General features: G+C 67.7%; 25 protein-coding genes. 14 read left to right on the top strand and 11 right to left on the bottom strand.

Going from position 1 to position 25,905, the window contains the following annotated elements:
- The first annotated feature begins 22 nt into the window (after nt 1–22).
- The 5 genes from JQN66_RS10150 to JQN66_RS10130 all read left to right on the top strand — a co-directional run bounded on the left by JQN66_RS10150 (nt 23) and on the right by JQN66_RS10130 (nt 6,290).
- Complete coding sequence (locus JQN66_RS10150) at nt 23–1,321, top strand: GNAT family N-acetyltransferase (protein WP_204674737.1); 1,299 nt, start codon at nt 23–25, stop codon at nt 1,319–1,321.
- 5 nt (nt 1,322–1,326) lie between these two features.
- The gene (locus tag JQN66_RS10145) at nt 1,327–2,253 is read left to right on the top strand and encodes a polysaccharide deacetylase family protein (RefSeq protein ID WP_204674735.1); all 927 of its coding nucleotides are present in this window, start codon (nt 1,327–1,329) and stop codon (nt 2,251–2,253) included.
- Between the two features lie 222 nt (nt 2,254–2,475).
- Entirely contained in the window at nt 2,476–3,945 is a 1,470-nt protein-coding gene (gene rpsA, locus JQN66_RS10140) for a 30S ribosomal protein S1 (protein ID WP_047119382.1), read from the top strand.
- A gap of 269 nt (nt 3,946–4,214) precedes the next feature.
- The gene (locus tag JQN66_RS10135) at nt 4,215–5,549 is read left to right on the top strand and encodes a hypothetical protein (RefSeq protein ID WP_204674733.1); all 1,335 of its coding nucleotides are present in this window, start codon (nt 4,215–4,217) and stop codon (nt 5,547–5,549) included.
- A 33-nt stretch (nt 5,550–5,582) separates the two neighbouring features.
- A complete protein-coding gene (locus tag JQN66_RS10130; RefSeq protein WP_204674731.1) occupies nt 5,583–6,290 on the top strand; it encodes a PIG-L deacetylase family protein in 708 nt (235 codons plus the stop codon).
- An 85-nt stretch (nt 6,291–6,375) separates the two neighbouring features.
- Here the strand turns inward: JQN66_RS10130 and JQN66_RS10125 are convergent, their stop codons facing one another.
- The 3 genes from JQN66_RS10125 to JQN66_RS10115 form a co-directional block, all read right to left on the bottom strand.
- Nucleotides 6,376–8,016 (bottom strand): HNH endonuclease signature motif containing protein, encoded by a 1,641-nt coding sequence (locus tag JQN66_RS10125; protein WP_204674729.1) that lies wholly within the window; start codon nt 8,014–8,016, stop codon nt 6,376–6,378.
- Between the two features lie 70 nt (nt 8,017–8,086).
- Nucleotides 8,087–9,292: a class I SAM-dependent methyltransferase gene (locus JQN66_RS10120; protein WP_239463979.1), complete on the bottom strand. Its 1,206-nt coding sequence runs from the start codon at nt 9,290–9,292 to the stop codon at nt 8,087–8,089.
- Nucleotides 9,289–9,963 carry an IMPACT family protein gene (locus JQN66_RS10115; RefSeq protein ID WP_204674727.1) on the bottom strand — a complete coding sequence of 225 codons (675 nt, stop codon included), beginning with the start codon at nt 9,961–9,963 and terminating at the stop codon, nt 9,289–9,291. Before JQN66_RS10115 ends, JQN66_RS10120 begins: the two co-directional genes overlap by 4 nt.
- A 217-nt stretch (nt 9,964–10,180) precedes the next feature.
- Between JQN66_RS10115 and JQN66_RS10110 the strand changes: the two genes are divergently transcribed.
- The 3 genes from JQN66_RS10110 to JQN66_RS10100 all read left to right on the top strand — a co-directional run bounded on the left by JQN66_RS10110 (nt 10,181) and on the right by JQN66_RS10100 (nt 11,820).
- Entirely contained in the window at nt 10,181–10,879 is a 699-nt protein-coding gene (locus JQN66_RS10110) for an AfsR/SARP family transcriptional regulator (RefSeq protein ID WP_204674725.1), read from the top strand.
- A gap of 99 nt (nt 10,880–10,978) precedes the next feature.
- A complete protein-coding gene (gene coaE, locus JQN66_RS10105) occupies nt 10,979–11,569 on the top strand; it encodes a dephospho-CoA kinase (protein WP_204674723.1) in 591 nt (196 codons plus the stop codon).
- The gene (locus JQN66_RS10100; protein ID WP_204674721.1) at nt 11,569–11,820 is read left to right on the top strand and encodes a hypothetical protein; all 252 of its coding nucleotides are present in this window, start codon (nt 11,569–11,571) and stop codon (nt 11,818–11,820) included. Before coaE ends, JQN66_RS10100 begins: the two co-directional genes overlap by 1 nt.
- Nucleotides 11,821–11,905: 85 nt before the next feature.
- Here JQN66_RS10100 and JQN66_RS10095 read toward each other — a convergent pair whose 3' ends face one another.
- The 4 genes from JQN66_RS10095 to JQN66_RS10080 form a co-directional block, all read right to left on the bottom strand.
- Nucleotides 11,906–12,148: a hypothetical protein gene (locus JQN66_RS10095; RefSeq protein ID WP_204674719.1), complete on the bottom strand. Its 243-nt coding sequence runs from the start codon at nt 12,146–12,148 to the stop codon at nt 11,906–11,908.
- 32 nt (nt 12,149–12,180) lie between these two features.
- On the bottom strand, nt 12,181–12,393 hold the full coding sequence (locus JQN66_RS10090) for a hypothetical protein (RefSeq protein WP_188946800.1): 213 nt from the start codon (nt 12,391–12,393) through the stop codon (nt 12,181–12,183).
- A 35-nt stretch (nt 12,394–12,428) separates the two neighbouring features.
- On the bottom strand, nt 12,429–14,144 hold the full coding sequence (locus JQN66_RS10085; protein WP_204674717.1) for a M6 family metalloprotease domain-containing protein: 1,716 nt from the start codon (nt 14,142–14,144) through the stop codon (nt 12,429–12,431).
- 262 nt (nt 14,145–14,406) lie between these two features.
- Nucleotides 14,407–14,961 carry a Pvc16 family protein gene (locus JQN66_RS10080; RefSeq protein WP_204674715.1) on the bottom strand — a complete coding sequence of 185 codons (555 nt, stop codon included), beginning with the start codon at nt 14,959–14,961 and terminating at the stop codon, nt 14,407–14,409.
- A gap of 159 nt (nt 14,962–15,120) precedes the next feature.
- Here JQN66_RS10080 and uvrB point away from each other — a divergent pair, with 159 nt between their 5' ends.
- The 3 genes from uvrB (at nt 15,121) to JQN66_RS10065 (ending at nt 19,120) form a co-directional block, all read left to right on the top strand.
- Nucleotides 15,121–17,208: an excinuclease ABC subunit UvrB gene (gene uvrB, locus JQN66_RS10075; protein WP_204674713.1), complete on the top strand. Its 2,088-nt coding sequence runs from the start codon at nt 15,121–15,123 to the stop codon at nt 17,206–17,208.
- A 282-nt stretch (nt 17,209–17,490) separates the two neighbouring features.
- Nucleotides 17,491–18,561 carry a TerC/Alx family metal homeostasis membrane protein gene (locus JQN66_RS10070; RefSeq protein ID WP_204674711.1) on the top strand — a complete coding sequence of 357 codons (1,071 nt, stop codon included), beginning with the start codon at nt 17,491–17,493 and terminating at the stop codon, nt 18,559–18,561.
- Nucleotides 18,562–18,667: 106 nt separating this feature from the next.
- Nucleotides 18,668–19,120, top strand: coding sequence for a MarR family winged helix-turn-helix transcriptional regulator (locus tag JQN66_RS10065; RefSeq protein WP_204674709.1), 453 nt, complete (start codon nt 18,668–18,670; stop codon nt 19,118–19,120).
- A 24-nt stretch (nt 19,121–19,144) separates the two neighbouring features.
- Here the strand turns inward: JQN66_RS10065 and JQN66_RS10060 are convergent, their stop codons facing one another.
- Both JQN66_RS10060 and JQN66_RS10055 read right to left on the bottom strand, forming a co-directional pair.
- The gene (locus tag JQN66_RS10060; protein ID WP_204674707.1) at nt 19,145–20,440 is read right to left on the bottom strand and encodes an alpha/beta fold hydrolase; all 1,296 of its coding nucleotides are present in this window, start codon (nt 20,438–20,440) and stop codon (nt 19,145–19,147) included.
- A complete protein-coding gene (locus JQN66_RS10055; RefSeq protein ID WP_204674705.1) occupies nt 20,437–20,928 on the bottom strand; it encodes a GNAT family N-acetyltransferase in 492 nt (163 codons plus the stop codon). Before JQN66_RS10055 ends, JQN66_RS10060 begins: the two co-directional genes overlap by 4 nt.
- Nucleotides 20,929–20,990: 62 nt before the next feature.
- Here JQN66_RS10055 and JQN66_RS10050 point away from each other — a divergent pair, with 62 nt between their 5' ends.
- The 3 genes from JQN66_RS10050 to JQN66_RS10040 all read left to right on the top strand — a co-directional run bounded on the left by JQN66_RS10050 (nt 20,991) and on the right by JQN66_RS10040 (nt 23,824).
- Nucleotides 20,991–21,743, top strand: a complete 753-nt coding sequence (locus tag JQN66_RS10050) for a metal-dependent hydrolase (RefSeq protein ID WP_204674703.1) — start codon at nt 20,991–20,993, stop codon at nt 21,741–21,743.
- Between the two features lie 241 nt (nt 21,744–21,984).
- The gene (locus tag JQN66_RS10045; protein ID WP_204674701.1) at nt 21,985–23,139 is read left to right on the top strand and encodes a hypothetical protein; all 1,155 of its coding nucleotides are present in this window, start codon (nt 21,985–21,987) and stop codon (nt 23,137–23,139) included.
- Nucleotides 23,140–23,164: 25 nt separating this feature from the next.
- Nucleotides 23,165–23,824 carry a DUF2278 family protein gene (locus JQN66_RS10040; protein ID WP_204674699.1) on the top strand — a complete coding sequence of 220 codons (660 nt, stop codon included), beginning with the start codon at nt 23,165–23,167 and terminating at the stop codon, nt 23,822–23,824.
- Between the two features lie 61 nt (nt 23,825–23,885).
- Here JQN66_RS10040 and JQN66_RS10035 read toward each other — a convergent pair whose 3' ends face one another.
- Together JQN66_RS10035 and JQN66_RS10030 are read right to left on the bottom strand one after the other, a co-directional pair.
- Nucleotides 23,886–24,911, bottom strand: coding sequence for a M12 family metallopeptidase (locus JQN66_RS10035; RefSeq protein ID WP_204674697.1), 1,026 nt, complete (start codon nt 24,909–24,911; stop codon nt 23,886–23,888).
- A 78-nt stretch (nt 24,912–24,989) separates the two neighbouring features.
- Nucleotides 24,990–25,862 carry a hypothetical protein gene (locus JQN66_RS10030; protein WP_204674695.1) on the bottom strand — a complete coding sequence of 291 codons (873 nt, stop codon included), beginning with the start codon at nt 25,860–25,862 and terminating at the stop codon, nt 24,990–24,992.
- Between the last annotated feature and the right edge of the window lie 43 nt (nt 25,863–25,905).

The raw sequence follows: 25,905 nt of genomic DNA, 5'->3' as shown, positions 1-25,905 counted from the left end.
CCATCGATGAAAGGCCCGACCCATGAACTCGCCCACCCCGCAGGGGATCAGACTTGAATTCATCGCGCCGGGACTCGTGGACGGGCAGCCCACGGAATCCTGGCTGAGGCTGGAACGCGCCATCACCCGCGGCTTCCACGAGGCCAGCGCGGATGCCGAGGGGCGCAAGATCCTGGCGGAGCTCGATGTGCAGGACGGGCTGCAGTCGATCGTCGCGTTCGACCGCACCGCCATGGCGCCGAGCCTGCACGCAACGGACCCCGTGGGCACCTACTCGTATTTCGCCGGCACGCTGAACGTCGGCGGCCCGGAACCGGTGGACGTGCACGAGATCACCTCGGTCACCGTCAGCCCGACCCACCGCCGCCGCGGCATCCTGCGTTCCATGATCACCACGCATCTGGACCGCGCCGCGGCCGAAGGCATCCCGGTGGCGGTGCTGACCGCCTCCGAGGCCACCATCTACGGCCGCTTCGGCTTCGGGGTGGCCGCCGAACGCTGCCGCTTCGAGCTGGCCGCCGGGCAGGGCGCGCAGTTCCGCGCCCCCGCGGCCGGCACCGTGCAGGCAGTGGACCCGGCCGCCATGGCCGAACAGGTGGAACAGCTCTACCGCGCGCACCACCTCGCCACCCTCGGCTCGGTGAGCCACAGCGCCTTCGACCTGGGCCGGGCCACCGGCCGCTGGGAAAGCTACAACAACCTCAAGCCCCCGGAGAACCTGCGCGGCGCACTGCACTACGACGCCGACGGCACCCTGGACGGATTCCTCACCTACACCTTCGAGGGATGGAAGCAGGACCCGGCCACGATGTCCATCGGAACACTGTGCACCGCAAACGATGCCGCGCGCCGCGAGCTGCTCGCCTACTTATGCGACCACGACCTGATTGAACGCGTCAGCGGGCGCGCCCCGGTGGACGACGTGCTGCCCACCGCCCTGAACAATGCGCGGGACTACAAGCTCACCGACCGCGGCGACCACCTGTGGGTCCGCATCCTCGACGTGCCCGCCGCGTTGGGCGCCCGGCGCTACCTGCACGATACGCGTGTTGTCCTGCAGGTGGGCGACGAGCTGGGCTACGCCGCAGGCACCTGGGCGCTGGAAACCGCCGACGGAGGGATGACGGTGCGCCGCGCGGATTCGGCCGAGGCCGAGGCTTCCCTCGACGCCCGGGATCTTGCCACCCTCTATCTGGGCACCCGCAGCGCCACGCATTTGGCGGGTGCAGGGCTGCTCGCCGAGCACCGGACCGGAGCACTTGGCGAACTGGACCGGCTGTTCACCGGCCCGCGGACCCCCTACTGCCAAGCGGATTTCTAGACCCGATGCCGCCATCGATACGACCTGCCGCGCAAGCCGAGCCGACCCGGCGCGGGCTGCTGCGGGGCGCGCTGGGACTGGGAACACTTGGCTTCGCCGCGCTTACCGGGTGCGCGACGCCTCCCGAGGCCCCGTCCGGACCCCAGGCGAGCCCGACGCCTGCCGCCCCGCCGCCGCCGAATCCCGCGGCCAGCCCGTCCGCAACGCCGCCGCCGGCTGCCGCGGCGGTTATGACGCGCGCCGAGGCGGTCGCGAAGTACCGAGGCCGGAAGCCGGGCCAGTTCGGCCTGGACGTCCCGGGGATCCAGCTCGGGCTGCCCCGCGGGAGCAAGGCCGCGGCGCTGTCCTTCGACGCATGCGGGGGACCGGGAGGAACATCGTTCGACCGGGCCCTGATCAAGGCCCTGCGCGACGCCGACGCCCCGGCCACGCTCTTCGTCAACCAGCGCTGGGCTCGGGCCAACCGGGGCCTGCTCGCGGACCTCTCCGCCGATCCGTTGTTCGAGATCGCCAACCACGGAACCAGTCATGCCCCGTTGGGCGTGGCCGGTCAGGAGGCCTACGGGATCCCCGGGACGGCATCGGTGGGCCAGGCCTATGACGAGATCATGGGCAACCAGCGCTATCTGGCGGGGGAATTCGGCCTCGATGCGCGCTTCTTCCGCTCCGGCACCGCTCACATGGACCAGATCGGCGCCGAGTTGTGCCGCGACCTGGGGCTGGTGCCGATGAACTTCACCGTCAACTTGGACGCCGGGGCCACCTTCGCCGCCTCTGTCGTCGCTGCGCAGGTCGGCGGCCTGCGCGCCGGGGACGTGGGAATCGGCCATTTCAACCGCCCGGATTCCGGCACCGCCGCCGGAGTGCGCAAGGGGTTGAAGACGCTGCAGGACGCTGGAGTCGAGCTTGTGCGGCTGTCCCAAGCTTGGTGATCGGCCTCCGACCGCGTGGTTCAGGACCGCAAATGTAGCGAACCTCACAAAGCGGCGCCGTCGATGTTGGGGCGATCTGCTTTGCCTCGGCTCAGCGCAGAGCGTAGACTTGAACAGCGCACCGTGGCCATGCCATGTCCGCAAATTGTTTTACCCGCTCGAAATTCCGGGACTTCCGGGGTTTCGACTGATCAAATCTATCCACATCGGAGTCCCTACTACATGACCATCACCTCGAACGAGAACAACAGCGCACCAGTCGTCGCAATCAACGACATTGGATCTGCTGAGGACTTCTTGGCCGCAGTCGACGCCACCATCAAGTACTTCAACGATGGTGACCTCGTCGAAGGCACCGTCGTCAAGGTTGACCACGACGAAGTTCTGCTCGACATCGGTTACAAGACCGAAGGTGTCATCCCTTCCCGCGAGCTTTCCATCAAGCACGACGTTGACCCGGGTGACGTTGTCACCGTTGGCGACAACGTCGAGGCCTTGGTTCTGACCAAGGAAGACAAGGAAGGCCGCCTGATCCTGTCCAAGAAGCGTGCGCAGTACGAGCGCGCTTGGGGCGACATCGAAAAGATCAAGGAAGAGGACGGCGTCGTTACCGGTACCGTCATCGAGGTTGTCAAGGGTGGCCTCATCCTGGACATCGGCCTGCGCGGCTTCCTGCCTGCGTCGCTGGTCGAGATGCGTCGCGTTCGCGACCTGGCTCCATACATCGGCCAGGAAATCGAAGCCAAGATCATCGAGCTGGACAAGAACCGCAACAACGTTGTGCTGTCCCGCCGTGCATGGCTCGAGCAGACCCAGTCCGAGGTCCGCTCGACCTTCCTCAACAAGCTGGAAAAGGGCCAGGTTCGTCCGGGCGTTGTTTCCTCCATCGTCAACTTCGGTGCATTCGTGGACCTGGGCGGCGTAGACGGCCTGGTACACGTTTCCGAGCTGTCCTGGAAGCACATCGACCACCCATCCGAGGTTGTCGAGGTTGGCCAGGAAGTCACCGTCGAGGTTCTGGAAGTCGATCTGGACCGCGAGCGCGTTTCCCTGTCGCTGAAGGCTACCCAGGAAGATCCATGGCAGACCTTCGCCCGCACCCACGCACTGGGTCAGGTTGTACCGGGCAAGGTCACCAAGCTGGTTCCATTCGGTGCGTTCGTTCGCGTCGAAGACGGCATCGAAGGCCTGGTTCACATCTCCGAGCTGGCAGTACGCCACGTTGAGCTGGCCGAGCAGGTTGTCTCCGTGGGCGACGAGCTGTTCGTCAAGGTCATCGACATCGATCTGGAGCGTCGCCGCATCTCGCTGTCGCTCAAGCAGGCCAACGAAGGCGTGGACCCAGAGGGCACCGAGTTCGACCCAGCACTCTACGGCATGGCTGCAGAGTACGACGAGGCCGGCAACTACAAGTACCCAGAGGGCTTCGACCCAGAGTCGAACGAATGGCTCGAAGGCTTCGAGACCCAGCGCGCTGCATGGGAAGCACAGTACGCTGCTGCCCAGGAGCGTTGGGAAGCTCACAAGAAGCAGGTTGCTGCCGCAATCACCGCCGACGCAGAAGCAGAGCCTGCTGCTGCCGGCGAGGCTGCCCCGGCATCGTACTCGTCGGAGGCTCCAGCCACCGATGCAGGCACCCTGGCTTCCGACGAAGCACTGGCTGCTCTGCGCGAGAAGCTGACCGGCAACTAATTTCGCTTCTCCCGCTGCGGTGGGATGAACGAGAGCGTTTGTCGAGCGCGGCAAGGCCCAACCCACATCGGGTTGGGCCTTGCGCCTTTTAACCGGCGGTCTTTCTCCGGCGCGCGGGTGCCGCGTCATCATTAGTGCTGATCCGGGGATAACAGATCGCTCCCGCGGTGGACTCACTCCAATAGATCAGTTCGGTAGTCTAAACCCAGAAGACGTTTCCGGCTTCGGCATCGGCCGATTCGCTGGTCCCGAGGAGTACTGGAGTGCAGATGGAGAATCAGCCCGCGCCCGCGTCGCCGGCGCAGAAGGAAATCCCCTTCCGTTCGCTGCACGAGGATCAATGGGCGCAGGTGCCACGCGGCATCCCGGACCTCTGGCTGAGCGTGGGGGCCTGGGTCCCGCTGGGAACACTGCTGTTCTACCTCATCCGCTTCGCGCCGCAGCCCCTGGTCTTCGGCAGCTGGGCCCCGGTCCTGCTGACCTACTCATTTTTCATCGGCGTGATCGTGCTGCTTGGCGGCGCCGGCCGGCATGCTGCGTGGATCGGACTGGCGGCCGCCATCTGGTTCGATGCGCTGCTGGAACCGACGGGAACCGAGCAACAGGTGCTGCAGGCGGCCATGGGCTACTTCGGGCTGCTGGCGATCGCCGGCCTGATCGGCCAGCTGAGATTTGCGTCGCTGCTCAATAGCTGGCGCCGGCAGGCGCAGGAGAGAGTGAAGGTACCCGTGGAAGCGCTCCAGCCGCTGCGCTACACCCAGCTGCTTCCACCCTGGATGTGGGGCCTGACTAGTGCCATAGTGGCGTGGCCGCTGCTCAAGGCGGGCTGGCAATTCTTCACCGGCGCCGACATGGACTTCGCCGCGATCGACGCAGAACTCTACTACGAGCTGGGCGTCGGGCTCGGGGTGACGGCCCTGGTCCAGCTGGTCGGGCTCTTCAAGTGGCTCGAATCCCGCAGCGTTCCGCTGATGGCGCTGGAGATCCCTGTGGCGCCCGACATCGGGCCGCTGGGCTTCATCGGCCTGGGCAATGCGCTGCCGGCGGCACAGCTGCAGCCCGTTCAGTGCAGCTGTGCGGCAGCGGAAGCCAACAGCAAGGCCGAGGATTTCAAGTACCCCGGCTGGATCCTGGCCTCCGAGCAGTGCGCGGTCCACGGTATCCGCGCCGTCAACGAGCTCGCTCCAGAGCAGTTCCTGAAAATCGCCCGGGAACCATGGGTGTACGGCGCGAACGCCGCGGCGCTGCAATCCTCGGCCACCGGTCGCATGGTGATTGCCGGCCTCTACGGCTGGGGTGCCAAGCCGGTGCGGCTGGGAGTTCGCGGCTTCTTCAGCGGGGGACTCCAGACCGGGGCGCAGCTGCTTCCCGCCACGGCACGCGAACCGCTGCGCCGTGCCGATCGCAGCATCAGGTGGTTGGATCCCCAGGGCAACGCCCTGCTCCCGGAAGCGGCCGATGCCGGCTCGGACCGGGTCATCGACCGGCTGAATCTGGCGTCCGTGGGCCTGCGCGGGCATGCGGTACGCGTGGCGGGGCAACGGGTGCGTTTCGAGGACTCCGTGGCCCGGGTGCCGGCTGCACGGGATGCCGCAAGGTCCTAGCGGTCAGATCCCGCGCGGATTTATCATGCTTGCATGAACGAACCGCATTCGATCGCAGTGATCGTCGCCCATCCGGACGACGACGCCTATGCGTGCGCAGGATCGATCGCCCTGCACGAAGCCGATCCAGGATTTAGGTTCATCCTGGTGATCGCGACCGACGGGGGCGCGGGGATGATCGCCGACGGCATCCCGGCCACGGCGGCCACCCTGGGCGCCTGGCAGGCCCACGGCCGGGTGCCGGACCGCCACGAATGGCTGGACTATGCCGATGGCCGGCTGCACCTGGTTGATGCCGGGGAACTGGAGCAGCGGGTGCGCCGGATCCTGCTGGAGGAAAGGCCGCAGGTCGTAGCGACTTTCGGCCCCGACGGCATCACCGGGCACCGCGACCACATCGCTATCGGGCGCGCGGTCGACGCGGCGTTCCACCAGGCCAGGGCGGTGCCCGGGCCGGGGTTGCGCCGGCTGGTCCACGGGGCGCTGCGGGAATCGACCTTCCACCGCTGGAACGCTTCGCGGATGCGCCGCGGGCTGCCGCGTTTCAATCCGGCGGTCGAATACCAGCTGCGGCCGGTGCCGGACGAGAAGATCGACATCGAAGCGGATACCACGCAGGTGGCCGAGCGGATCCTCGCCGGACTGCGTGAACACCGCAGCCAGCGCCCGGTGCTGACCTATCCCGGCGGGGACGCCGACTGGCAGCGGATCGTGGGGCGGGAACCCGCGGTGCTCGCCTGACCGCCGCGCCCGGACGGCGCACCGCTGCTGACCGACCTGTTCGAAGGACTGTGAGACCGGCGGTGCGCCGGCTCCGGGGCCGCGGTTAAGCGGCGCGGTGCTGGTTGACGGTGTTGCGCACCGGACGCTGCGCGGGATCCATGAAACGCGGCATGATGACCTTGGGCACCCCGCCGTCGGCAATCACCTTGATCAGTCCCGCGTGCACGTCGTGGTGGTGCTTCTCGCACAGCATGGCGCCCCAGTACACGGAGGTCACGCCTCCTTCGGACCAGAGCCAGATGTGGTGGATGTTGCAGGACTCGGGGTCCCGAGTGCAGCCGGGAACGATGCAGCCGCCATCGCGCACCGTGATCGCCAGGCGCATCGGTGCGGTGTGGAAGCGGACGGCCCGGCCCATGTCCAGGACCTGGCTCTTGCCGCCGAGCACCAGCGGGATGATTTTTGCCTCGGCCAAGGTCCGGCGCAGCTGCGCGGCGGACAGCTCGTGCCCGTGCAGGGTGATCCCGTGGGTTGCGGCGCGTTCCTCCAGTTCGGCCAGCGTCAGGGTGACGACGACCTGCGGCGCCACGGTGGCCACACCGGATGCCGCGTCGGCGGCCTGCGCCTCGGGCGGCGGGAGTTGTCCATCGGTTCCGGCCAGCTTGCGCAGCCGTTGCGAATTGATGCGCAGGAACCCGAGCAGGGCATTGAGCCGGCGCAGCGCCACGGACGGCTCGGGGGCCGGGTCGGGCTCGGTGTGGGCTGCGGCTTCCTCGTCGGTGACGAAATCAGGGTGGTCGGGGATGGGGGAGGCGGATTCCTGGCGCCCGAAGCTGCCGAAGACGACGTTCGCCTGTCCTTCGCGCGCGCATTGGCCGGCTTGGGTGCGCGGATTGTCCGCCTGCGCGACGATCGAGTCGAACAGCTCGGCTCCCAGCGGGTCCAGCAGCAGCTCGATGCGGGTCAGTCCGCGGCGGGTGCCGCGGCGGAACAGGCCCGCCAGCGCGGCCGGGTCTTCCTCTTCGGCCTGGGTGCGGGCCTGCTTGAAGATCTTGTTCACCCGCCGCTGGCGCGTGGTCGATTGCGGCTCGTCCAGCGCGTCGTCAACCAGCTGCTCCAGCAGCGCCCCGGAGGGGTCCTGGGCGCTGCAGGCCGCTGGGGCGGCGAATTCGGGGACAGGTTCCTCGAACTTTTCCAGCCGTCGCGCGGCGGAGAGCACCTCGCGCGGATGCTGGCCAGGATCCGCGAACCGTGCGGCCAGCCGGGTGAATTGCGGCGGGTACTGCTGGTGCTGGTAGTCGAACTGCGCGATCACGTGGTGGGCGTCGGCCAGCCGGCGCCGTGCCTCGAAGAAGTCCAGGTCCAGCCAGGCGGCGGTGAGCTCCTCCGGGGAGTTGAAGCTGGGGCGGCCTTGGCACAGCTGCGGCGGCAGCGCCAGATCGGGGTCGGTCTCGCGCAGGGCGTCGAGCTCCAGCACCGACAGGCCGTGGGCGGCGCTCGCTTCGATCAGGTGGGCGGCGTGGACCTGGGCGCGCACTGACTCGTCGGCGGTTTCTTCCGCGGAGGCGGCCAGGGCCAGCGCGAAGCGCGGATCGGCAAAGGAGGACTGCCCGCCCGCGGTGCGCAGCCGCCGCAGGAGCGTGGGGATGAGCGCGGCGACGGCCAGCGCGTCGCCGGCGTCCAGGCCCGGCTGGTCCATCCTGCGGGACAGGTCCTCGAGGACCTGCGTCAGTGGTGTGCTCATAGGTCCAGCATGCCCGCGTGCCGCCGGAGGTGGTGCAGCGCCGGCGAAAATGTGGATAACTTTTTCGGGATCAGCCCCGTCGGCGCGTCGAGGCGGTGACGGTGAAGGTCTTGTCGCGGGCCAGCTGGCGGGTGGGGCCGATGCGCCGGGCCAGTTCGCCGCGGTAGCGCAGATGCGAGTTGAACACGCAGACCAGCTCGCCGCCGTCGGCCAGCACGCGGGCGGCGTCGTCGATCAGCTTGTACGCGATGTCCGCGGTGACGGTGTTGCCGATGTGGAACGGCGGGTTCAGCGTGATCAGCGTGGCGCTGGCCTCGGGCAGGCGGGACAGGGCGTAGTCCTGCACCGCGTCGATCCGGTCCTCGACGTGGTTGGCCCGGGCGGCGGCCAGCGTGGAGGCGACGGCGGAGGCGGAATGGTCGCAGGCGGCGATGCGCAGCTGCGGGTGGGTGAGCGCAGCGTAGATGCCGATCGAGCCGTTGCCGCAGGCCAGGTCCACCAGGGTGCGGTGGCCGGAGAGGTCGGGCAGGTGCTCCAGCAGCAGCCGGGTGCCCGGATCCAGCCGGGCGGCGCCGAAGGTCGCGGCCCCCGCGGCGAGCGTGAAGGAGGTGCCGTTGACCCGGTGGGAGGCGCGCTGCGGATAGCGGCTGGCGGGCCGGTTGTCCAGCACCCCGGAGGCGGTGAGCACGCGCGATTTCTGCCGGGCCAGGGAGACGTCGAGCTGGGCGAAGCGTTCGGCGAGCACCTGGTTCATCGAGCGGTTCATGTGCTTGATGCGTCCGCCGGCGAACACCTGCACCGCGGGGCCGGCCGCGGCGGCGATCGCGTCGGCCTGCTCCGCCAGCACATCCAGCCCGCGCGGCAGGTTCATCAGCACGTGGCCCGCGCCCCGGGCGACTTCGGCCAGCGCGGCGAACTCGACCCGGCCGGACCACTGCGGGGCCAGGGCGGCCAGGTTGTTCTCGATGGCGCGGCGGGAGGTCAGCGCATCGGTGAACACGCGCACCCGCCCGGCTCCGCGCGCCAGCGCGCCGAGGGCCAGGGCGCCGTAGTGGTCGCCGATCACGGCGACGGATTCGGGCCAGGGCGCGCCGTGTTCGGCCAGTGCGCCGGCGCAGGTGTCCAGCACCAGCCGGTCGGCGGCGTCGACGGCGAACAGGTTCTGCGCCTGCACGTCGGGCCAGCGGCTCAGCTGCGCCAGCAGTGCCTCGGCTGGATCGGCGGCGGGGTTTTCGGCGCCGGCTCCTGCGCCGGCCGGTTCGCTCATGGTGCTCATGGAAGGTCCACCCATTTGGTGTCGTAGGGAAGCAGCCGGCCTTCGCCGGAAGTCAGGGCGGCGGTGAAGGCGGCCAGCTGGTCCGCGTCCTGCGCGGTGTCGTCGATCCCGATGTGCAGCACCGCGTTGTCCGCTTCCCAGACGCTGGGTTCGAGCTGGTAGCCGGCGGCGCGCAGCTCGTTCTCCCAGCGGGCGGCCAGCGCGTGCGGGGCTGGGAGCGTAAAGATGCGCATGCGCTGGCGCACGTGCAGGGTCGAATGCTCCAGGGCCTGGGAGACGGAATCCGAGTAGGCGCGGACCAGGCCGCCGGCGCCGAGCTTGATGCCGCCGAAGTAGCGCACGCACACGGCCAGCACGTCGGACAGGTCGGTGCCGCGTCCGGTGTCGCGCTTGGCCAGGGCTTCGAGCATCGGGATGCCGGCGGTGCCCGAGGGCTCGCCGTCGTCGTTCGAGCGTTGGACCATCCTGTCCGGGCCCAGGATGAAGGCGCTGCAGTGGTGGCGGGCGTCGAAGTGCGTTTTGCGCAGCGCGGCGATGTGGTCGCGGGCTGCCGCCTCGGAGTCGACCCTGAAGAGGTAGGTGATGAAGCGGGAACGCTTGATCTCGACCTCGTGGACGCTGTCGCGGCTCAGGGTGGTGTAGGCCGACGCCCGGGAATCGGTGGAGTTCATTGCCACCAGTTTATCGCGACGCGCGTGAAGGCATCCGGAGGGGCGGCCGCCGCAATAGTCCGCACTGCACGATTTAACCCGATGTTTGCACCTCGCTACGGTCATTCAGGTTGATTTATCCATACTCCGGGCATTGACTCCGGTGCCGGGGGAGTGGGAAAATTCTCCTCATGGGGCATCTACTGGGGCTGGTTGTGCTTTGCTGGGGGAGTTGCCGATGGCTGCATCATATGAAATTGAACTGCTTGACCGATGGCGTCTGATCGCCGACGGCCAACCGGTCAAATTGCGTTTGCGCGAGCAGCGGGTGCTGACCCTGCTGGCGGTCCAGGGGCCGGTCTCGCGGCGCCGGATGGCCGGGATGCTCTGGCCGGAGACCACCGAGATGCGCGCGGCCGACAGCCTGCGCGTGAGCCTGTGCCACATCCACCATCAGTGCCCCGGGGTGATCCGCTGCGACGACGGCTGGGTGGAAATCGACCCTGCGGTGTCAGTGGACCTGCACACCCTGCGCCATCGGCTGCAGCGCTCGCTGCTGTCCCCCGACGCCGAAAGCCTGCAGGAGGACAACTTCCTGAACACCCGCGCGCTGTTGCCGGACTGGGACGAGCCCTGGCTGTTCGAGGAACAGGAGGCGCTGCGCCAGCTGCAGCTGCGCGCGTTGGAGGCCGCATCGGCGCAGCTGCTGAATTCGGGGCTGCAGCATCGGGCCTGGCAGCTGGCCCAGAGCGCGTTGCGGATCGACCCGATGCGCGAATCGGCCGCGAGCCTCAGTGCCCGCGCCGAATCAGGGCAGGGCAACAACGCCTCGGCCACCGCGGGGCTGCTGCAGTTCATCGGGCGGCTGAAGACCGAGCTCGGGGTGGAGCCGAGCCCCGAGCTGCTGCACACGCTCACCCAGCTGCGCGGAGCCTAGCTGTACCGCGCCCAGCCACCCGGCCCGGTCCCGAGCTCACGGCAGGTTGCGGTGCGCCGGAAACCTGCTCCGGGCCGGGGCCATACTAGGCTGTTACCCATGATGCATGTGGGCCTGACCGGTGGGGTGGCATCCGGTAAATCAGTAGTGGCGGCGAAATTGGCGCAGCTCGGGGCGGTGCTGATCGACGCCGACGCGCTGGCGCGGGTGGTCGTCGAACCGGGCACCCCCGGGCTGGCGGCGATCCGCGAAACCTTCGGCGAGCGGATGCTGCAGGAGGACGGGACGCTGGACCGCGCCGCGCTCGGCGCCCTGGTGTTCTCCGACGAGGCAGCCCGCGAAAAGCTCAACGCGATCGTGCACCCGCTGATCCGCGAGGAATCCGCGCGTCTGCGCCAAGCCGCGCCCTCCGGTGCGCTGGTGGTAGAGGACGTGCCGCTGCTGGCCGAATCCGGGCAGGCCCCGGCCTACGACGTGGTCATCGTCGTGCAGGCGCCGCGCGAGGAGCGCATCCGCCGGATGGTGGAGGACCGCGGCTGGACCCGGCAGGACGCCGAGGCGCGCATGGCCGCGCAGGCCACCGACGAGCAGCGCGCAGACATCGCCGACTACCTGCTCGTCAACGACGGCACCCGCGAGCAGCTGCTCGCCCGGGTCGAAGAGCTCTACCGCCAGGAGCTGGGCCGCTGATGCTGAAAACCGCCAAGTGGACGATGCTTGCCTGCTTCGCCGCCGCGCTGGTGCTGTGGCTGGGCTTCGGCGGGCGCAGCGAATTCGTCGCCTCCGACGGGCCCTACCCGCCGGTGGTGCACATCAGCGGCTGGCTGGCCCTGGCAGGGCTGGCGGCCGCGACCTGGCTGACCGTCGGCGTGTTCGGCGGGATGATCCGCCGCACCGTGGCGCGCAACTCGATCCGCTACGGCATGAAGCGCGGGCGCTAGCGTAACCGGGCGCAGCACTGCGCGGCCGACCGCTGGGATCGGCCGCGCACCACGCGATGCCGCGCTTCGGCAGGACCGCGCCGGGTCAGGAGCCGTCCGGATCGGGCAATTCATCCAGCGCCATGGGTTCGGGCGCCGCGTCCGGTCCTCCGGCGGCCATCTGGCCCATGGCCATCGGCTCGGGAGCCGCCCCCGTTGTTCCCGCTCCGGCAGCGCCTGCCAGCTGCTCCAGCGCCATCGGCGACGGAGACGAGGAGTCAGCTGCGTCCTGGGACCCCGCCTCGCCGGTACCCGCAACGCTGATCTTGATCTTGTAGTCCTTGCTCATGTGCGACTGCACCCCTTTCTCTGTCCGTCGGGCTAGAGGTAGACCTGCGTGATGTTCTTCGCCGCGTCCAGGACGACATAGACCTGCTTGCCGGTGGCCTTGGCCACCGAGAGCAGCAGATGGACGTTGGTCACGCCGTCGGCTGCTCCGGTCAGCACCTTGTGCCAGGCGTTGTCCGAGGCCAAATGGGCCCAGGCGTTCTGCGAATGGTTGGAGGTGAAGATCTGGTTGATGGTGGTCCACATGGTTCTTCCTTCTTTCGTGTCGCTCGTGGACGGATTCACAGGTAGCACTGCGAGATGGTCGAGGCGTCGGCGACGACGGTGACTTTCAGCCCCTTGGCCTGAGCCAGCGCGAGCAGGGCCAGCATGTTGGTAATGCCGTCCGGGGCGCCGGTGGTGATCTTGCGCCAGCCCAGGGTTCCCACATGCGCCCACGCGTTCTGCGCATTGACGGTGGCGAAGACCTGGTTGACCGCGATGTTGTAGTGGGTGGCCGGGCCGGTGTTCCTGGTGGCCACCGTCATCGAATGGGCGACGGCGGAGACGGACTCGATGTCCAGTCCCGAGCCGCTACCGTCCCACCAGTTGCTGTTCGGCGCCGAGGAAGGGCCGAAGCTGGAGCCCGAACCCCCGTAGAGGTCGGTGGCGTCGCCGTAGTTCACCCGCCGTTCAAGGTCGAAGCGGTTGTCCGCCTGCTCCAGGGACAGCTCGTAGTGCTTGGCCGGGGTCATCTCCTGGTTGCTGTTGTTGCCGGTGGTGTCCACGTGCCAGATCGCGACGCCGGAATCAGGCAGCGAGGCGTCCCGTCCGGCCTGCTCGCGGTTTTCCACGATGAAGTATTCCGTGGCGCTGCGCGGATGCAGCAGGAACTCGTTGCGTCCGGCCGCGATGGTGTAGCTCTGCCCGGATGCCATGGTAGTGGCCGCCGAGGACCAGCCCGCCGCATGCTTCAGGTAGGCGTCGACCTGGGTCGGATTCTTGTCGTTGCCGCCGTAGCACATCAGCGAATAGTGCCCGACGCCCAGGCCGACCCCGACGCTGTCGTAGTCGTACAGGTCCGGGAAGTCGCACACCATGTGACCGTTCTCGTGGCAGAACGTGCGCAGCGTGAGCTGGTTGCCCAAATCCGTGATCTGGTAGTCGGAGAAGCGGCGCGTCGCGCTGAGCACGTACGGGGTGGCCAGCGCCCAGCTGTGCGGCCACAGCCCTTCGCTCCACGCGTTCGAGCGGACCCCGGCGTAGAAGACGCTCAGCGCCTTGATGTAGCCGCCGGCATCTGCGGTCAGCGACGAGAAGTCGAAGCCCGACGCCACCAGGGAGTTCAGCGCCTCGCGGATCAGTTCCTGGGCCCGGGTGCCGTAGCTGATGGCCGGATCCGTGTAGTAGGTGCGCGGATGGGCCGCCCGGTAGTAGGCGGCCACGAGGTTCTTGTAGCTCAACTTGCCGTCCGAGACGTCGCGGAAGTAGTCGAATGCCGATCCGTTGTTGCCGAAGCCGGTGTAGCCCGCCTTGTTGCAGAAGTCGTCGACCTCCTGCCGGCTGATCGTGGCCGGGAAGTCGCTGAAATCAATGAGCAGCACCAGCCCCCGGAAATTTCCGGTGGTCGGATTCGACGGCGGCGCAGCCTCCGGGGAAGCCGACTTGGCCTGGGCCTGGGCTCCCATGCGGCGTTGCATCCAGCGCGGCACCGGCCCCAGGGATTCGCGCGCCTCGCGGGCCTGCATGGCGCTGGATTCGCGGGTGACCCGCAGGTGCTGCGGCAGGGCAAGGGTTTGCGGATCGGCGGTGTCGACGCGTTCGCCGGTGGGCTGCAGCGATTCGCCGTTCTCGGCGAGCTGCGCGTATTCGTAGTAGCCGTCCTCGCCCTTGACGACGGTGTAGCCGTCCAGGGTTTCGAAGACCGCATGGAACTGGTTTCCCCAGCCCTTGAGCGTCAACTCGGAGCCGTCGGGGTTCTGAAAGGTGAATAGTTCGCCTTGGAATGGGACTGGCATTCGGGTGCCTTCCTCCCTTGGGTGGCGTGATGTGGGATTGATTCCTCGTCGTCCGCGGCGTAGCGGCGGCAGGCGGGATTCGCCAAGGCACAGCGGGAGGCAGCTTCGAAAAGCCAGCGCCCGGTATGCGCAACGTTGTCCGGGGGAGCAGTCGGCAAGAACTGCGCCGGTTCACCCCGTGGCGCGCCGCCCCGGAAATTCCGGCGGCGGACGAGCTGTCACTACTATGCCGTTGGGTAATTACCGCTGTGTTACTGCGGCATTACCGCGACGGCAGTCCGTTGGCTACGGCGATGGTTTCAAGCTTGAAAAAGGCGGCGAGCCGCAACGGGGCGCCCAGTGCGGACCAGAGGCCGGTGAGGATCAGCGGTTCGAGTTCCTCGGGGGTGCAGCGCAGCATCAGGTCCGCCGCCGGGTGGCTGTCGTCGACCGGCTGGCCGTTGAGCATGGTGATGACCGGTTCGTCATGCACCTGCTGCAGCACGCGGCCCAGGAGCAGCAGGTTGGCGGATTCGTCATCCAGCAACGGAGCGAAGAGCAGGTGCAGCCTCAGTGAGACCGCCGGAGTGCGGAAATGCCGCGAGTCCCCGCGTTCGGGGGGATTGGCCTGCAGGCGTCGCGAGGGATTGATGCCGAACCGATAGAGATACAGGCTGGCCACCGCCGGGTGTTCCACCGCGGCTGCGGGGGAGCGCAGCGTGATGCGTTCGATGTCCCCGTCGAGCCCGAAACCGGTGCCGTCGGTTGCCTGCAGCGCGTCGAAGAGTGAACGGCGCAGCCGCAACGAAGCGTCGTGGATGATGCTGAACTCCGACACGGCGACCTCCTGGGATTCGCTGCCGAGGGTACGGCCACCCATGGTGCGTTGTGGAGCATTACCAGCGCGTTACCGCGGCATGATCGGAGTGCCTCGTCGGGGAATTCACGGGTAGCGAAGCCGGGGTGAGCGTCGGGGTCGAGGGCGTACGCTAGAGTCATGAGTCTTGCACAGCCCATCAAACGAGTTGTCGCCCCCTTCGAGGTCATCAGCGAATACGAGCCGGCCGGCGACCAGCCGCAGGCCATCGCGGAGCTGACGCAGCGGATCCAGGCCGGTGAGAAGGACATCGTGCTGCTCGGCGCGACCGGCACCGGCAAGTCCGCGACGACCGCCTGGCTGGTCGAGCAGGTGCAGCGCCCCACACTGGTGCTGGTGCAGAACAAGACCCTTGCGGCCCAGCTGGCCAACGAGTTCCGCGAGCTGATGCCGAACAACGCGGTCGAGTACTTCGTGTCCTACTACGACTACTACCAGCCCGAGGCCTACGTGCCGCAGACCGATACCTTCATCGAGAAGGACTCCTCGATCAACGAGGAGGTCGAGCGGCTGCGCCACTCGGCCACCAACTCGCTGCTCACCCGCCGCGACACGATCGTGGTCGCCACGGTGTCCTGCATCTACGGCCTGGGCACCCCGGAGGAATACGTGGCCGGGATGGTGACCGTGCGCCAGGGCGAGGAACTGAACCGCGACGCGATGCTGCGCCAGTTCGTCGCCATGCAGTACACCCGCAACGACATGGACTTCCACCGCGGCACCTTCCGGGTGCGCGGAGACACCGTGGAGATCATCCCGATGTATGAGGAGCAGGCGGTGCGCATCGAGTTCTTCGGCGACGAGGTGGAGGCGATCTTCACGCTGCACCCGGTCACCGGCGAGGTGATCCGCGAGGAAACCGAGATGTACATCTTCCCGGCCAGCCACTATGTGGCCGGCGCCGAGCGGATGCACAAGGCGATCAAGACCATCGAGGACGAGCTGGCGGCGCGGCTGAAGGAGCTGGAGAGCCAGAACAAGCTCGTCGAGGCCCAGCGGCTGCGCATGCGCACGACCTACGACCTGGAAATGATGGAGCAGATGGGCTTCTGCAACGGCATCGAGAACTACTCGCGGCACATCGACGGCCGCGAGGCCGGCTCCGCCCCGCACTGCCTGCTGGACTACTTCCCGGATGACTTCCTGCTGGTCATCGACGAGTCCCATGTGACTGTGCCGCAGATTGGTGCCATGTACGAGGGCGACATGTCGCGCAAGCGCACTCTGGTGGAGCACGGCTTCCGCCTGCCCTCCGCCATGGACAACCGCCCGCTGAAGTGGGACGAATTCCTTGAACGCATCGGCCAGACGGTGTACCTGTCCGCGACCCCGGGCAAGTACGAGCTGGGCAAGTCCGACGGCTTCGTGGAGCAGATCATCCGCCCGACCGGCCTGATCGACCCGGAAATCATCATCAAGCCCACCAAGGGGCAGATCGACGACCTGCTGGACGAGATCCGCACCCGGGTGGACCGCGACGAACGCGTGCTGGTCACCACCCTGACCAAGCGCATGGCCGAAGACCTCACCGACTACCTCACCGAGCACCAGGTTCGGGTGCAGTACCTGCACTCTGACGTGGACACCATCCGCCGCGTCGAGCTGCTGCGCGAATTGCGCATGGGATCCTTCGACGTGCTGGTGGGCATCAACCTGCTGCGCGAGGGCCTGGACCTGCCCGAGGTGTCGCTGGTGACGATCCTGGATGCCGACAAGCAGGGCTTCCTGCGTTCGGCGACCTCGCTGATCCAGACCATCGGCCGCGCAGCCCGCAACGTGTCGGGCCAGGTCATCATGTACGCGGACAAGATCACCGACGCGATGGGCCAGGCGATCGAGGAGACCAACCGCCGCCGCGAGATCCAGCGGGCGCACAACGAGAAGCACGGCATCGATCCGACGCCGCTGCGCAAGAAGATCGCTGACATCACCGACCAGCTGGCCCGGGAAGACGCCGACACCCAGGAGCTGCTGAACAACAACCGCCTGGCCAAGGGCGGCAAGCGCACCTCCGCATCGTCGACCGTGCGCAAGGACGGGCTGGCCGCTGCGCCGGCCGAGGACCTGCTGGGCCAGATCGAGGAGATGACCGGGCAGATGCATGCCGCCGCCGCGGAGCTGCAGTTCGAGCTGGCCGCGAGGCTGCGCGATGAAGTGTCCGAGCTGAAGAAGGAATTGCGCCAGATGAAGGCCGCCGGGCACGCCTGACCGGCACGGCGTACGCGGAAATGCCACCCCGTCCCCGCGGTAATCCCCGCCGGGACGGGGTTTCACGCGCCCGGCCATCGGACCGGGTGCAGGATGCTCCGCCTGGGGCTGTGATTTTGCTGTGGGCTACAATGGTTGATTGGACGTAGGGGAGTATCCCAAATGCTGTGAACGTCAGCACGCGAATCAACGGTGATTCGCCGGGCGCAGCAGCCGAATTTCGCACCGCCATCATGCGGTGGGGCCGGCGGAGAGACTTGCGATTATCAGCCATACCCTGCAATGAAAGGTCGCTCTTCCGTGGGCATTTCCGGGTTAACACTTCAATTTGAAATCATCGCACTGATCGTGCTGTGCGCGGTGCTCGTCGCCGATCTACTTTATGTGACCAAGCGCCCCCACATTCCTTCCATGAAGGAAGCGGGCATTTTCGTCGGCATCTACGTCGCCCTCGCCCTGGTCTTCGGCGGCGTGCTCTGGTGGCAGGCCGGCCCGCAGCTCGGCCAGGAATTCTACGCCGGCTGGGTCACCGAATACGCGTTGTCCATTGACAACCTGTTTGTGTTCATCATCATCATGGCCCGCTTCTCGGTACCGCGTAAGTACCAGCAGGAAGTGCTGATGTTCGGCATCATCATCGCGCTGATCCTGCGCGCGATCTTCATCGTGGCCGGCGCGGCCATCATCGAGCAGTGGTCGTGGGTCTTCTACATCTTCGGCGCCTTCCTGCTGTGGACCGCATGGAACCAGCTCAAGGACGAGGGCGACGAGGACGAGGAAAGCGGCCTGGTCAAGAAGCTGACCAGCAAGCTGCCGATCTCCGAGAACTTCGACGGCAACAAGATGCGCACCGTGGTCGACGGCAACAAGCTGTTCACCCCGATGGTGCTGGTGTTCATCACCATCGGCATGACCGACCTGCTGTTCGCCTTCGACTCGATTCCCGCGATCTTCGGCCTGACCCAGTCAGCGTTCATCGTGTTCACCGCCAACATCTTCGCCCTGATGGGCCTGCGCCAGCTGTACTTCCTGCTCGGCGGCTTGATGAACCGACTGGTCTTCCTGAAGCACGCACTGAGCTTCATCCTGGCCTTCATCGGCGTCAAGCTGGTCTTCCACGCCCTGTATGAGAACCAGGTGCCGTTCATCAACGGCGGCGAACCGCTGCACCAGTTCGCCTGGCTGGATATTCCGGTGGGCATCTCCCTGCTGGTGATCCTTGGTGCCATTGTCGTGGCCACCGTGCTCTCGCTGTGGACCCCGATGGGCCGCCGGGCCGCCGAGAAGGCCGAGGAAGCCGAGGCCATCGCCGCGGCGGCCAAGGCCGCGGCAGAGGCCAACGGCAGCAAGTAGCCTCATCACGTGAACTGCCCGCCGCCGACGGCCTGCCAAGGGCCGCGGCGGCGGGCTTTTCGCTGTCCGAAATCCACCATTAACGCATTCTGCTAGGGTACACATCATGAGCACCACACCCTCCTCCGCCACCGAAACCGCCTCCGGGATCGCGGTGTCCTCCGGGACGCTTTCCCGCCTGCTGGGGCATGCCGCAGGGCAGGGGCGATCGGTCACCGCATGGAGAGTGCTCTCCGGCTTGGACCGCGACGGGGCGCAACGCGTGGGGGACCTTGCGCTCCAGCAGCGTGTCGCGCAGCCGACGATGACCGGACTGGTCATCCGGCTGGAGCAGGACCACATGGTGTCCCGCCGGCCCGACCCCAACGACGGGCGTGCGAGCCTGGTCGAACTGACCGCGCAGGGCAGGGAAGAGGTCGAAGCCTACCGGCTGCGGGCCTACACCGCGCTCGCCGGAGGCATCCAGGCGCTGCCCGATGCCGACCAGCAGGTCCTGGCTACGGCCGCGCCGCTGCTGGCGAAGCTGTGCGAGGAACTGGCCGCCCAGCTGGATCGCTGAACGGCCCCGGCGCGCCGGCCAGGCCTAGGACCCGGAATCGCCCTTCGCGGCGGCTTCCGGGTCCTCGCCGTTGGTCATAGCCAGCAGCCGGCGGAAGATCGCCGGACCCTCGTCGCCCAGCCCATCGTGGTGGAAGTCCTCGGTCACCCAAGCCTGCAGGCCCTTGACTCGCGAGGCGGTTTCCAGCGACAGCTCGCGATCAACGTAGACGTCGTCATGGTAGACCGCCGCGGCCACCGGCACGGTATTGGAGGCCAGCGCCTCGACGTCGTAGAGCGGCCCGAAGTGCTCGTGCTCGGCCAGGATCCGGGCCACGTCCTCCAGCGGGCGCAGCGCCGGGTCCTCGGCGAAGTGCCAGCGGAAGATCATCTCCCCGGTCAGCAGCGGGGTCTTGGCGTGCGCGGTGAACTGCGGGAATTCCGGCAGCACGGCTTCGGCCGCGAAGTTCGTGGCCGCGCCCTGGGCGTAGATGCTTTCGTGCATCAGCGCATACAAGGGGTTCGCGGCGAAGGAGGACTGCGTGTACAGCGCATCCAGGAAGGTGTCGGACAGCCGCTGGCCGCCGGGGGTGTCGATGAACGCTTCCTCGAACACGTGGTGCAGCAGGTGCACCCGGCTGTTGCCGCCCAGGTACATGCCCAGCATCTGCACCAGCGGGACGGTGACGCGCTGCCCGTTGGGCAGCACTTCGTCGCCGCCGTGGCGCACATGCTCGTAGATCCTGCCCAGGACCTCGAAATCCTGCGGGTACCAGGAGAAATACTCGGCATTGCGCTCTGCCATGCGCTGGTAGGTCGCCCGGTAGACCTCGCGCGGTTCGGCGTCCAGCGAAGCCAGCCCGCCGGTGACCAGGCAGCGGTCGAGGGACTGCGGGAACAGCGACAGGTAGGTCAACGTGCAGAACCCGCCGTAGCTCTGTCCCAGGGTGCTCCACTTTTCGATGCCCAGCTGCTCGCGCAGCGCCTCGGCATCGCGCACGATCGAGTCCGCGCGGAAATGCTCAAGGTAGCGGGCCTGGGCGGCGAAGTCGCCGCGCAAGGCCAGGGACTGGCGGTTGGCCGGGGTGGACAGCCCGGTGCCGCGCTGGTCCAGCAGCAGCACGCGGAAGTGCTTGACCGCCTCGGCCAGCCACCCGGAGAGGGACCCAGGCCGCGGGGATTTTCCGCCCGGCCCGCCCTGCAGGAACAGCAGCCACGGCAGCGAGGAATCGGTGCTGATCTCGCGGGCGAACACGCTGATCTTCTCGCCGGCCGGGCGCATATGGTCCAGCGGGACCTCGACGCGGTGCTCGGTGACGTCCATGCCGCGGTAGTGGCTCATCGTGCTGCTCCTTCGGTGCCCAGGGCGGTTAATTCGGCGCCGTCCAGCCGGCGGGTGGTCCAGCCGTCCATGGAGGAGGCGCCGATGGAATCGTAGAACTTGATGGCCGGCTCGTTCCAGTCCAGCACCGCCCATTCAAGACGCTTGTAGCCGCGTTGCACGCAAATCTGCGCGAGGGTGCGCAGCAGCGCGGTGCCGGTGCCCGAACCGCGCCGGGCGGAGCGCACATACAGGTCCTCCAGGTGGATGCCGTGGCGGCCCTCCCAGGTGGAATAGGTCAGGTACCAGACGGCCACGCCGATCACGGTGCCGGCGTCGTCCTCGGCGACATGGGCGAAGACCTTGGGGTCCGCGCCGAACAGGTGGTTTTCCAGGTCCTGCACGGTGTTGCGGACCGCGTCCGGCTCCTTCTCGTAAACTGCCAGTTCGTGGATCAGCTCCAGAATCTGCGGGCAGTCGGCAGGGGTTGCTTCGCGCACATTGCTCATGTGCTCAAGCTTACCGCCGTCGTGCCGCCAATTCGTCGGTGACCAGTCTTAAGGTTGAACCCATGATGGGTGGACACCACGCCATGAGCGGCGCAGCCGCATGGCTAGCAATTACGACTCCGGTGAGCATTGGCTCCGTAGACCTCGGCTTCGGGGCCCTGCAGATGGACCGGTGGGAAACGCTGGCCGGGGCGATCGTGTGCGCGGGCGCCGCGCTGCTGCCCGACGCGGACCACCACGGGGCCACCATCGCCCGTTCGCTGCCGCCCATCTCCAGCATCTTCACCCGCATCATCGGCAAGGTCTCCGGCGGGCACCGCAACGGCACGCACTCGATCCTCGGCATGGCGTTCTTCATCCTGCTGGCCTGGCTGGCCAACGGCTGGGCGGTGCAGACCGCGGCGCTGGGCACCGTGTACCCGGCCGCGGCGCTGTTCGCGGTGCTGCTGATCTCCTTCGCCGTGAAGTCGGTGAAATTCATGCCCCCGGCCCTGTGCTGGGTCATCGCGCTGGCCGCCGGCGCGTTCGTCGGCATGAACGCGCCGACGGAAAACCAGTGGTTCCTGGTGGCGGTCGCCGTCGGCGTCGTGGTGCACGTGCTGGGGGACATGCTGACCATCGGCGGATGCAACCTGATCTGGCCGATCAAGATCCGTTCCCCGCGCTGGTTCCGGCGCCTGCCGGTCATCGGCGGCGTGTGGAAGGCCAACGGGCGGGTCGCGCTACCGATCCTTGCCGAAACCGGATCCGCGGCCGAATGGGCCCTGGCCTCCCTGCTCACCGTCTACGTGGGTGTCGCGCTGATCGTCGCCTGACCCATGGCATCGGCTGCGGGCCGGTGATCGATTCCGGTAATGCCCGTGTAATGCGGCCCGGCGGACACTGGGTCTACCCGGGAACCGGCGCATCGCCCCGGCAGCCCGGGCGCCGTGGGCCTGCAGCGATCGTGTCCGGCAGGCTCCTTGTTTCCCGCCGGTGACCCGCGGTTCGGGGCCGCCGGCGGCTCGTACCGCTTCGCCTTCCGTGGAACCACGGGCAGCAATCGAGGGACCGGCCATGCCGAACACCGGCGCGCATCCGCAATTCATCGCCAACATGGCCCAGCGCCGTTTCCCGATCGCCGTGTCGGACCTCACCGCGTGGCAGGACGAGGCGCGGTATCTCGCCCAGCTGCCGGCAACCGCGGCGAACCCCGCCGGCACGCCGCAGACCGCGGCCGAGCTGGACCAGGCCATCAAGCACCACCTGGACGCGGCGCAGGCGCGGCTGACCCGGCCGAGGTTCAAGATGATGCTGGGCACCACGCTGATCGGCAGCGTCATGGCCCACGTGCACGCCGCCGAATCCCTGATGCTGCGCCGCGGCGACACCGACTACCTGCTGGGCAAGCTGCCCAAGATCCAGTCCGACGTGCGCAACCACCTGCGGCTCAAGGACCCCCAGCGCATCGGCTTCGAACAGCTCATGCGCGACATGGACAAGCTCGGCTCCAACGGGCAGGCCAAACGCGACCTGGTTTCCTCCGGCCACGTGCGCGAGGAGATCATCAACGCCGGCACCGCGGCGAACATGTCCTACCGGCGCGAGTACGCGCGGATGCTCAGCTTCCACCGCGGGTTGACGGCATGGACAGTGATCCTGCTGGTGCTGGCCGCCGGCCTGGCCGTCTGGGGCGCGGTGCGTCCCACGGACCTGGCGATCTGCTTCACCCCGCAGGGCCAGGGCACCGTGGTCTGCCCCACCAGGGAAAGCCCCTACGCCGCGGGCCAATCCGCGGCGCCGGCCGGCGCCGCGGAGAACACCGAGAGCTCCGCCCAGGTGTCCTCCGGCCAACAGCGGCGCGACGAGGTCATCGCCGGCACCGTGCGTCCCACCGACATCTCCCTGCTGCTCCTGGTGGGCATGGCCGGGGCGGCGGTGACGGCCGCCGGGTCCTTCCGCAGCGTCGGCGGCACCGCGACACCGTTCAACCTGGCCATCGCCATGGCCCTGCTGAAGCTGCCGCTCGGGGCGCTGATCGCGGTGTTCGGGCTGCTGCTGATCCGCGGCGGATTCTTCCCGGGGCTTTCCGACCTGGACAGCGCCCCGCAGATCCTGGCCTGGGCGGTGATCTTCGGCGCCGCCCAGCAGCTGTTCACCGTGATGGTCGACCAGCAGGCCAAGCGCGTGCAGGACCAGGTCGGCGAAGTGGTGGAAGCGCCGAACGAATGAGCGGCGTCGGGGAAAGGACAAGGACATGCCACTGGCCAACGGGTACGGGGTGCTGATCGGGACCCTGCACGACTACTACCGCGACCCGCCCGATGACTTCGGACGCTACTACCACGGCAACCTGGTGATCCACGCGCCGGCAGGCAACTACAAGTGCGCCATCGACGTGGATCCGAAGAACATGCCCGACGGCGTCCAGTGGCGCACCGTGTCGCTGCGCACGCTGGACTTCGCGGCGATGTCCTCCCTGCCCGACGGCTGGCACCCGCTGGCCTCCGACCCGTCCACCGGGGCGCTGGACTACATCCGCGCCGCGGTGCTGCACCCGCCGGTCCTCATCCACCTGCTGCGCTACTCGAGCTGCCTGAACCGGCTGCTGGCTTGGCTGCGCTGGAATCCTCCGTGGAAGAGCGGCACCGGGTTCCAGGCGCTGACCGAACTGGAAAACGTGATCGATGCCGGCGCCCGGTTCTTCGTGTTCGGCGAACCCTTCTCCAGCGGTCTGGGAGTGCACAATGTGCACCAGAACCAGGGCGACCCGGTAGGCGGCGGGCACGACGCGGAGAACTGGATCTGGCAGGACGGCGGCACCATCGTGCTCAAGCCCGACGGGCGGCTGCTGGGCTTCCTGAACAAGTTCCAGACCCAGTCGTTTAAGACCGATGGGCAGGGCCGCCCGGCCTAGGGCAGGAAGATGCCCCGGACCGTCCGGGATCCGGCGGTCCGGGGCACGCGGCCGCGAGCGGCTACCAGTACATGATGCTGGAGGTGCCGTTGCCCCCGGCCCAGTACAAACGCAGCCGCACCACGTAGCGGCGCCCGGCCAGCAGCCGGGTGGTCAGCTGGGCGTTCAGCCCGGTGCCGCTGTCGTCGTCGCCGCCCAGGTAGCGCAGCGAGCCGCCGTCGTCCTCGAAGAGCACCATCACCATGTCCGACTTGCCGAAGGTGGCGATCGTGTAGTCCTGCGAGGCTTCCGGGACGATGGCGAAGTCCGCCTGCTGCCCGGCCGCCAGCTGCAGCACCTTGGATTCGAAGGCCTTCAGCTCGGTGACGGCGGCGGTGGTGGCCGGGTAGAACTTCTTGGCCCACTCCTTGTCCTGGTCCGACAGCCCTCCGGCGGGTTCCAGGCCGCCGGAATACTGGGCAGGCTGCACGATCAGGCCCGCGGGGAACCAGTACTCCATGACGGAGTTCGGGTCCCACGGGGAGCCGTCCACCTCCTGCTGGCTGAACTTGTGCAGCACATTCTGCTCGGTCTGCGCCCGGGTCCAGAAGTTCGGGGACCCGGTGAAGAACTTGTAGACCGCGTCCTCGTCCCACACGATGCCGGAGAACGGGTTCTGGTGCTCGTGCGGCAGGCCCAGGCTGTGCCCGATCTCGTGCAGGGCGGTGGTGTGGCCGTAGTCGTCGGTCAGGTCCCAGCCGAAATTCATGGTGGTTTCGGTGGCGGGAATGCCCAGCAGGTCGCGGCCCACATAGGACCAGGAGCCATCGGCCTGGTCGAAGGCGATGCGGATTTCCGAGGAGCCGCGGTCGGTGGTCTCGGTGAACTTCAGTCCCAGCGGCAGGGCTTTCCACTCGGCGAACGCCTTGCGCACGGCTTCGCGCTGCGCCTCGGGCCCGTCGATGAAGAAATAGTGCAGCTCGGTCTCGTTGACCCAGACCTTGGACAGCACCCGTATGAGGCGCATCCGCAGGTCCGGCAGGCCGGGAGGAAGCTCGCGTTGGACGATCGGCTTGGTCAGGCACAGCGGCCGGTTTTCATTGCTCATATCCTGCTCCCTGGATTCAGGTTTCACGGAGTATCGAGGGGGCGCGCCGCGCCGGAGGCGGTGCGGCGCGCGGTCTGCCTAGCTGACGTAGACGAGCGGAACGCCGAGGTAGTTGGCGTTGCCGTCGGCGAAGTTCAGCTGGGCGTTCGAGCCTCCGCCGCGCGCGTAGACGTAGAGCGCGACGGACAGCAGCAGGTAGGCCTGGTCCGCACCGAGCAGGTCCGAGTAGTACATCGTACGCCAGCCGTCGAAACGGTCGTTGACATTGATGTTGTCATCCCCGGTCGACAGCACGTTCACGCTGCCGGCCGGCTTGTAGTTGTACTGGTAGCCGCGGGCCGTCATCGAGATGTTGACCTTCGCCTCCTTGGAGTCGAACCATCCGTCGTCCGCCCGCACGATGTAGAAGCCGTTGAACGGGACGTAGATGGTCTGCGCGTAATTGCGGTTCTCCGGGGCGCGGAAGCTGAACCACCAGTCCATGTACAGCGTGAACGACCCGGCGCCGGTGCCGAACAGCCCCGAGCCGGCACCGCTGGCCCAGCAGGACGCGTCGATGTTGCCGGGGTTGTAGCCCTGCCAGGAGATGGCCCCGTTGGACCCGTGCAGCGTGCCGTAGTACGGGGTCAGCCAGCCCACCGCCGCAGCGGAAGGCCCGTTGCCCATGACCGCGGAGAGCGCCGTGGATTCGCGCGGCGCCTGCCCGGCCAGCGTTGCCGCGCAGGACTTCATGTCCTTCGCCGCCGCCTCCTCCGCGGAGGAATCGCCGCCCAGGTAGGAGGCCAGCGACTCCGGCAGCGAGTCCTGCAGCGCGGCCAGGCTGCGCTGCCCGCGCGTCTCGACGTCGGCCAGCCGCTCGGCCTGCGCCTTCTGCAGGGCGACGACCTCTTCGCGCCGGGCCGCAAGCAGCCGGTCGAAGACCAGATCGGTCCCCTCATTGATGTCCGCCATGATTTCCCCCTCATGCTGAGGCCAACGCCCATGCCGTCGCCGG

Origin of the sequence: Glutamicibacter protophormiae, from assembly GCF_016894325.1 — a bacterium.
GTDB classification, from domain to species: domain Bacteria; phylum Actinomycetota; class Actinomycetes; order Actinomycetales; family Micrococcaceae; genus Glutamicibacter; species Glutamicibacter protophormiae.
Note: the sequence above shows the minus strand (reverse complement) of the source record. Positions and strands in the feature narration are given on the sequence as shown.

Bases quoted from the DNA above. Each gene is read 5' to 3' on its own strand.
- JQN66_RS10030 (WP_204674695.1), bottom strand. From the start codon at position 25,862: ATGGCGGACATCAATGAGGGGACCGATCTGGTCTTCGACCGGCTGCTT.
- JQN66_RS10130 (WP_204674731.1), top strand. From the start codon at position 5,583: ATGAACGAACCGCATTCGATCGCAGTGATCGTCGCCCATCCGGACGAC.
- JQN66_RS10115 (WP_204674727.1), bottom strand. From the start codon at position 9,963: ATGAACTCCACCGATTCCCGGGCGTCGGCCTACACCACCCTGAGCCGC.
- JQN66_RS10100 (WP_204674721.1), top strand. From the start codon at position 11,569: ATGCTGAAAACCGCCAAGTGGACGATGCTTGCCTGCTTCGCCGCCGCG.
- JQN66_RS10135 (WP_204674733.1), top strand. From the start codon at position 4,215: ATGGAGAATCAGCCCGCGCCCGCGTCGCCGGCGCAGAAGGAAATCCCC.
- JQN66_RS10040 (WP_204674699.1), top strand. From the start codon at position 23,165: ATGCCACTGGCCAACGGGTACGGGGTGCTGATCGGGACCCTGCACGAC.
- JQN66_RS10110 (WP_204674725.1), top strand. From the start codon at position 10,181: ATGGCTGCATCATATGAAATTGAACTGCTTGACCGATGGCGTCTGATC.
- JQN66_RS10035 (WP_204674697.1), bottom strand. From the start codon at position 24,911: ATGAGCAATGAAAACCGGCCGCTGTGCCTGACCAAGCCGATCGTCCAA.
- JQN66_RS10120 (WP_239463979.1), bottom strand. From the start codon at position 9,292: ATGAGCACCATGAGCGAACCGGCCGGCGCAGGAGCCGGCGCCGAAAAC.
- JQN66_RS10045 (WP_204674701.1), top strand. From the start codon at position 21,985: ATGCCGAACACCGGCGCGCATCCGCAATTCATCGCCAACATGGCCCAG.
- JQN66_RS10150 (WP_204674737.1), top strand. From the start codon at position 23: ATGAACTCGCCCACCCCGCAGGGGATCAGACTTGAATTCATCGCGCCG.
- rpsA (WP_047119382.1), top strand. From the start codon at position 2,476: ATGACCATCACCTCGAACGAGAACAACAGCGCACCAGTCGTCGCAATC.
- JQN66_RS10145 (WP_204674735.1), top strand. From the start codon at position 1,327: ATGCCGCCATCGATACGACCTGCCGCGCAAGCCGAGCCGACCCGGCGC.
- JQN66_RS10070 (WP_204674711.1), top strand. From the start codon at position 17,491: ATGAAAGGTCGCTCTTCCGTGGGCATTTCCGGGTTAACACTTCAATTT.
- JQN66_RS10060 (WP_204674707.1), bottom strand. From the start codon at position 20,440: ATGAGCCACTACCGCGGCATGGACGTCACCGAGCACCGCGTCGAGGTC.
- JQN66_RS10125 (WP_204674729.1), bottom strand. From the start codon at position 8,016: ATGAGCACACCACTGACGCAGGTCCTCGAGGACCTGTCCCGCAGGATG.
- JQN66_RS10065 (WP_204674709.1), top strand. From the start codon at position 18,668: ATGAGCACCACACCCTCCTCCGCCACCGAAACCGCCTCCGGGATCGCG.
- JQN66_RS10090 (WP_188946800.1), bottom strand. From the start codon at position 12,393: ATGTGGACCACCATCAACCAGATCTTCACCTCCAACCATTCGCAGAAC.
- coaE (WP_204674723.1), top strand. From the start codon at position 10,979: ATGATGCATGTGGGCCTGACCGGTGGGGTGGCATCCGGTAAATCAGTA.
- uvrB (WP_204674713.1), top strand. From the start codon at position 15,121: ATGAGTCTTGCACAGCCCATCAAACGAGTTGTCGCCCCCTTCGAGGTC.
- JQN66_RS10050 (WP_204674703.1), top strand. From the start codon at position 20,991: ATGATGGGTGGACACCACGCCATGAGCGGCGCAGCCGCATGGCTAGCA.
- JQN66_RS10095 (WP_204674719.1), bottom strand. From the start codon at position 12,148: ATGAGCAAGGACTACAAGATCAAGATCAGCGTTGCGGGTACCGGCGAG.
- JQN66_RS10055 (WP_204674705.1), bottom strand. From the start codon at position 20,928: ATGAGCAATGTGCGCGAAGCAACCCCTGCCGACTGCCCGCAGATTCTG.
- JQN66_RS10085 (WP_204674717.1), bottom strand. From the start codon at position 14,144: ATGCCAGTCCCATTCCAAGGCGAACTATTCACCTTTCAGAACCCCGAC.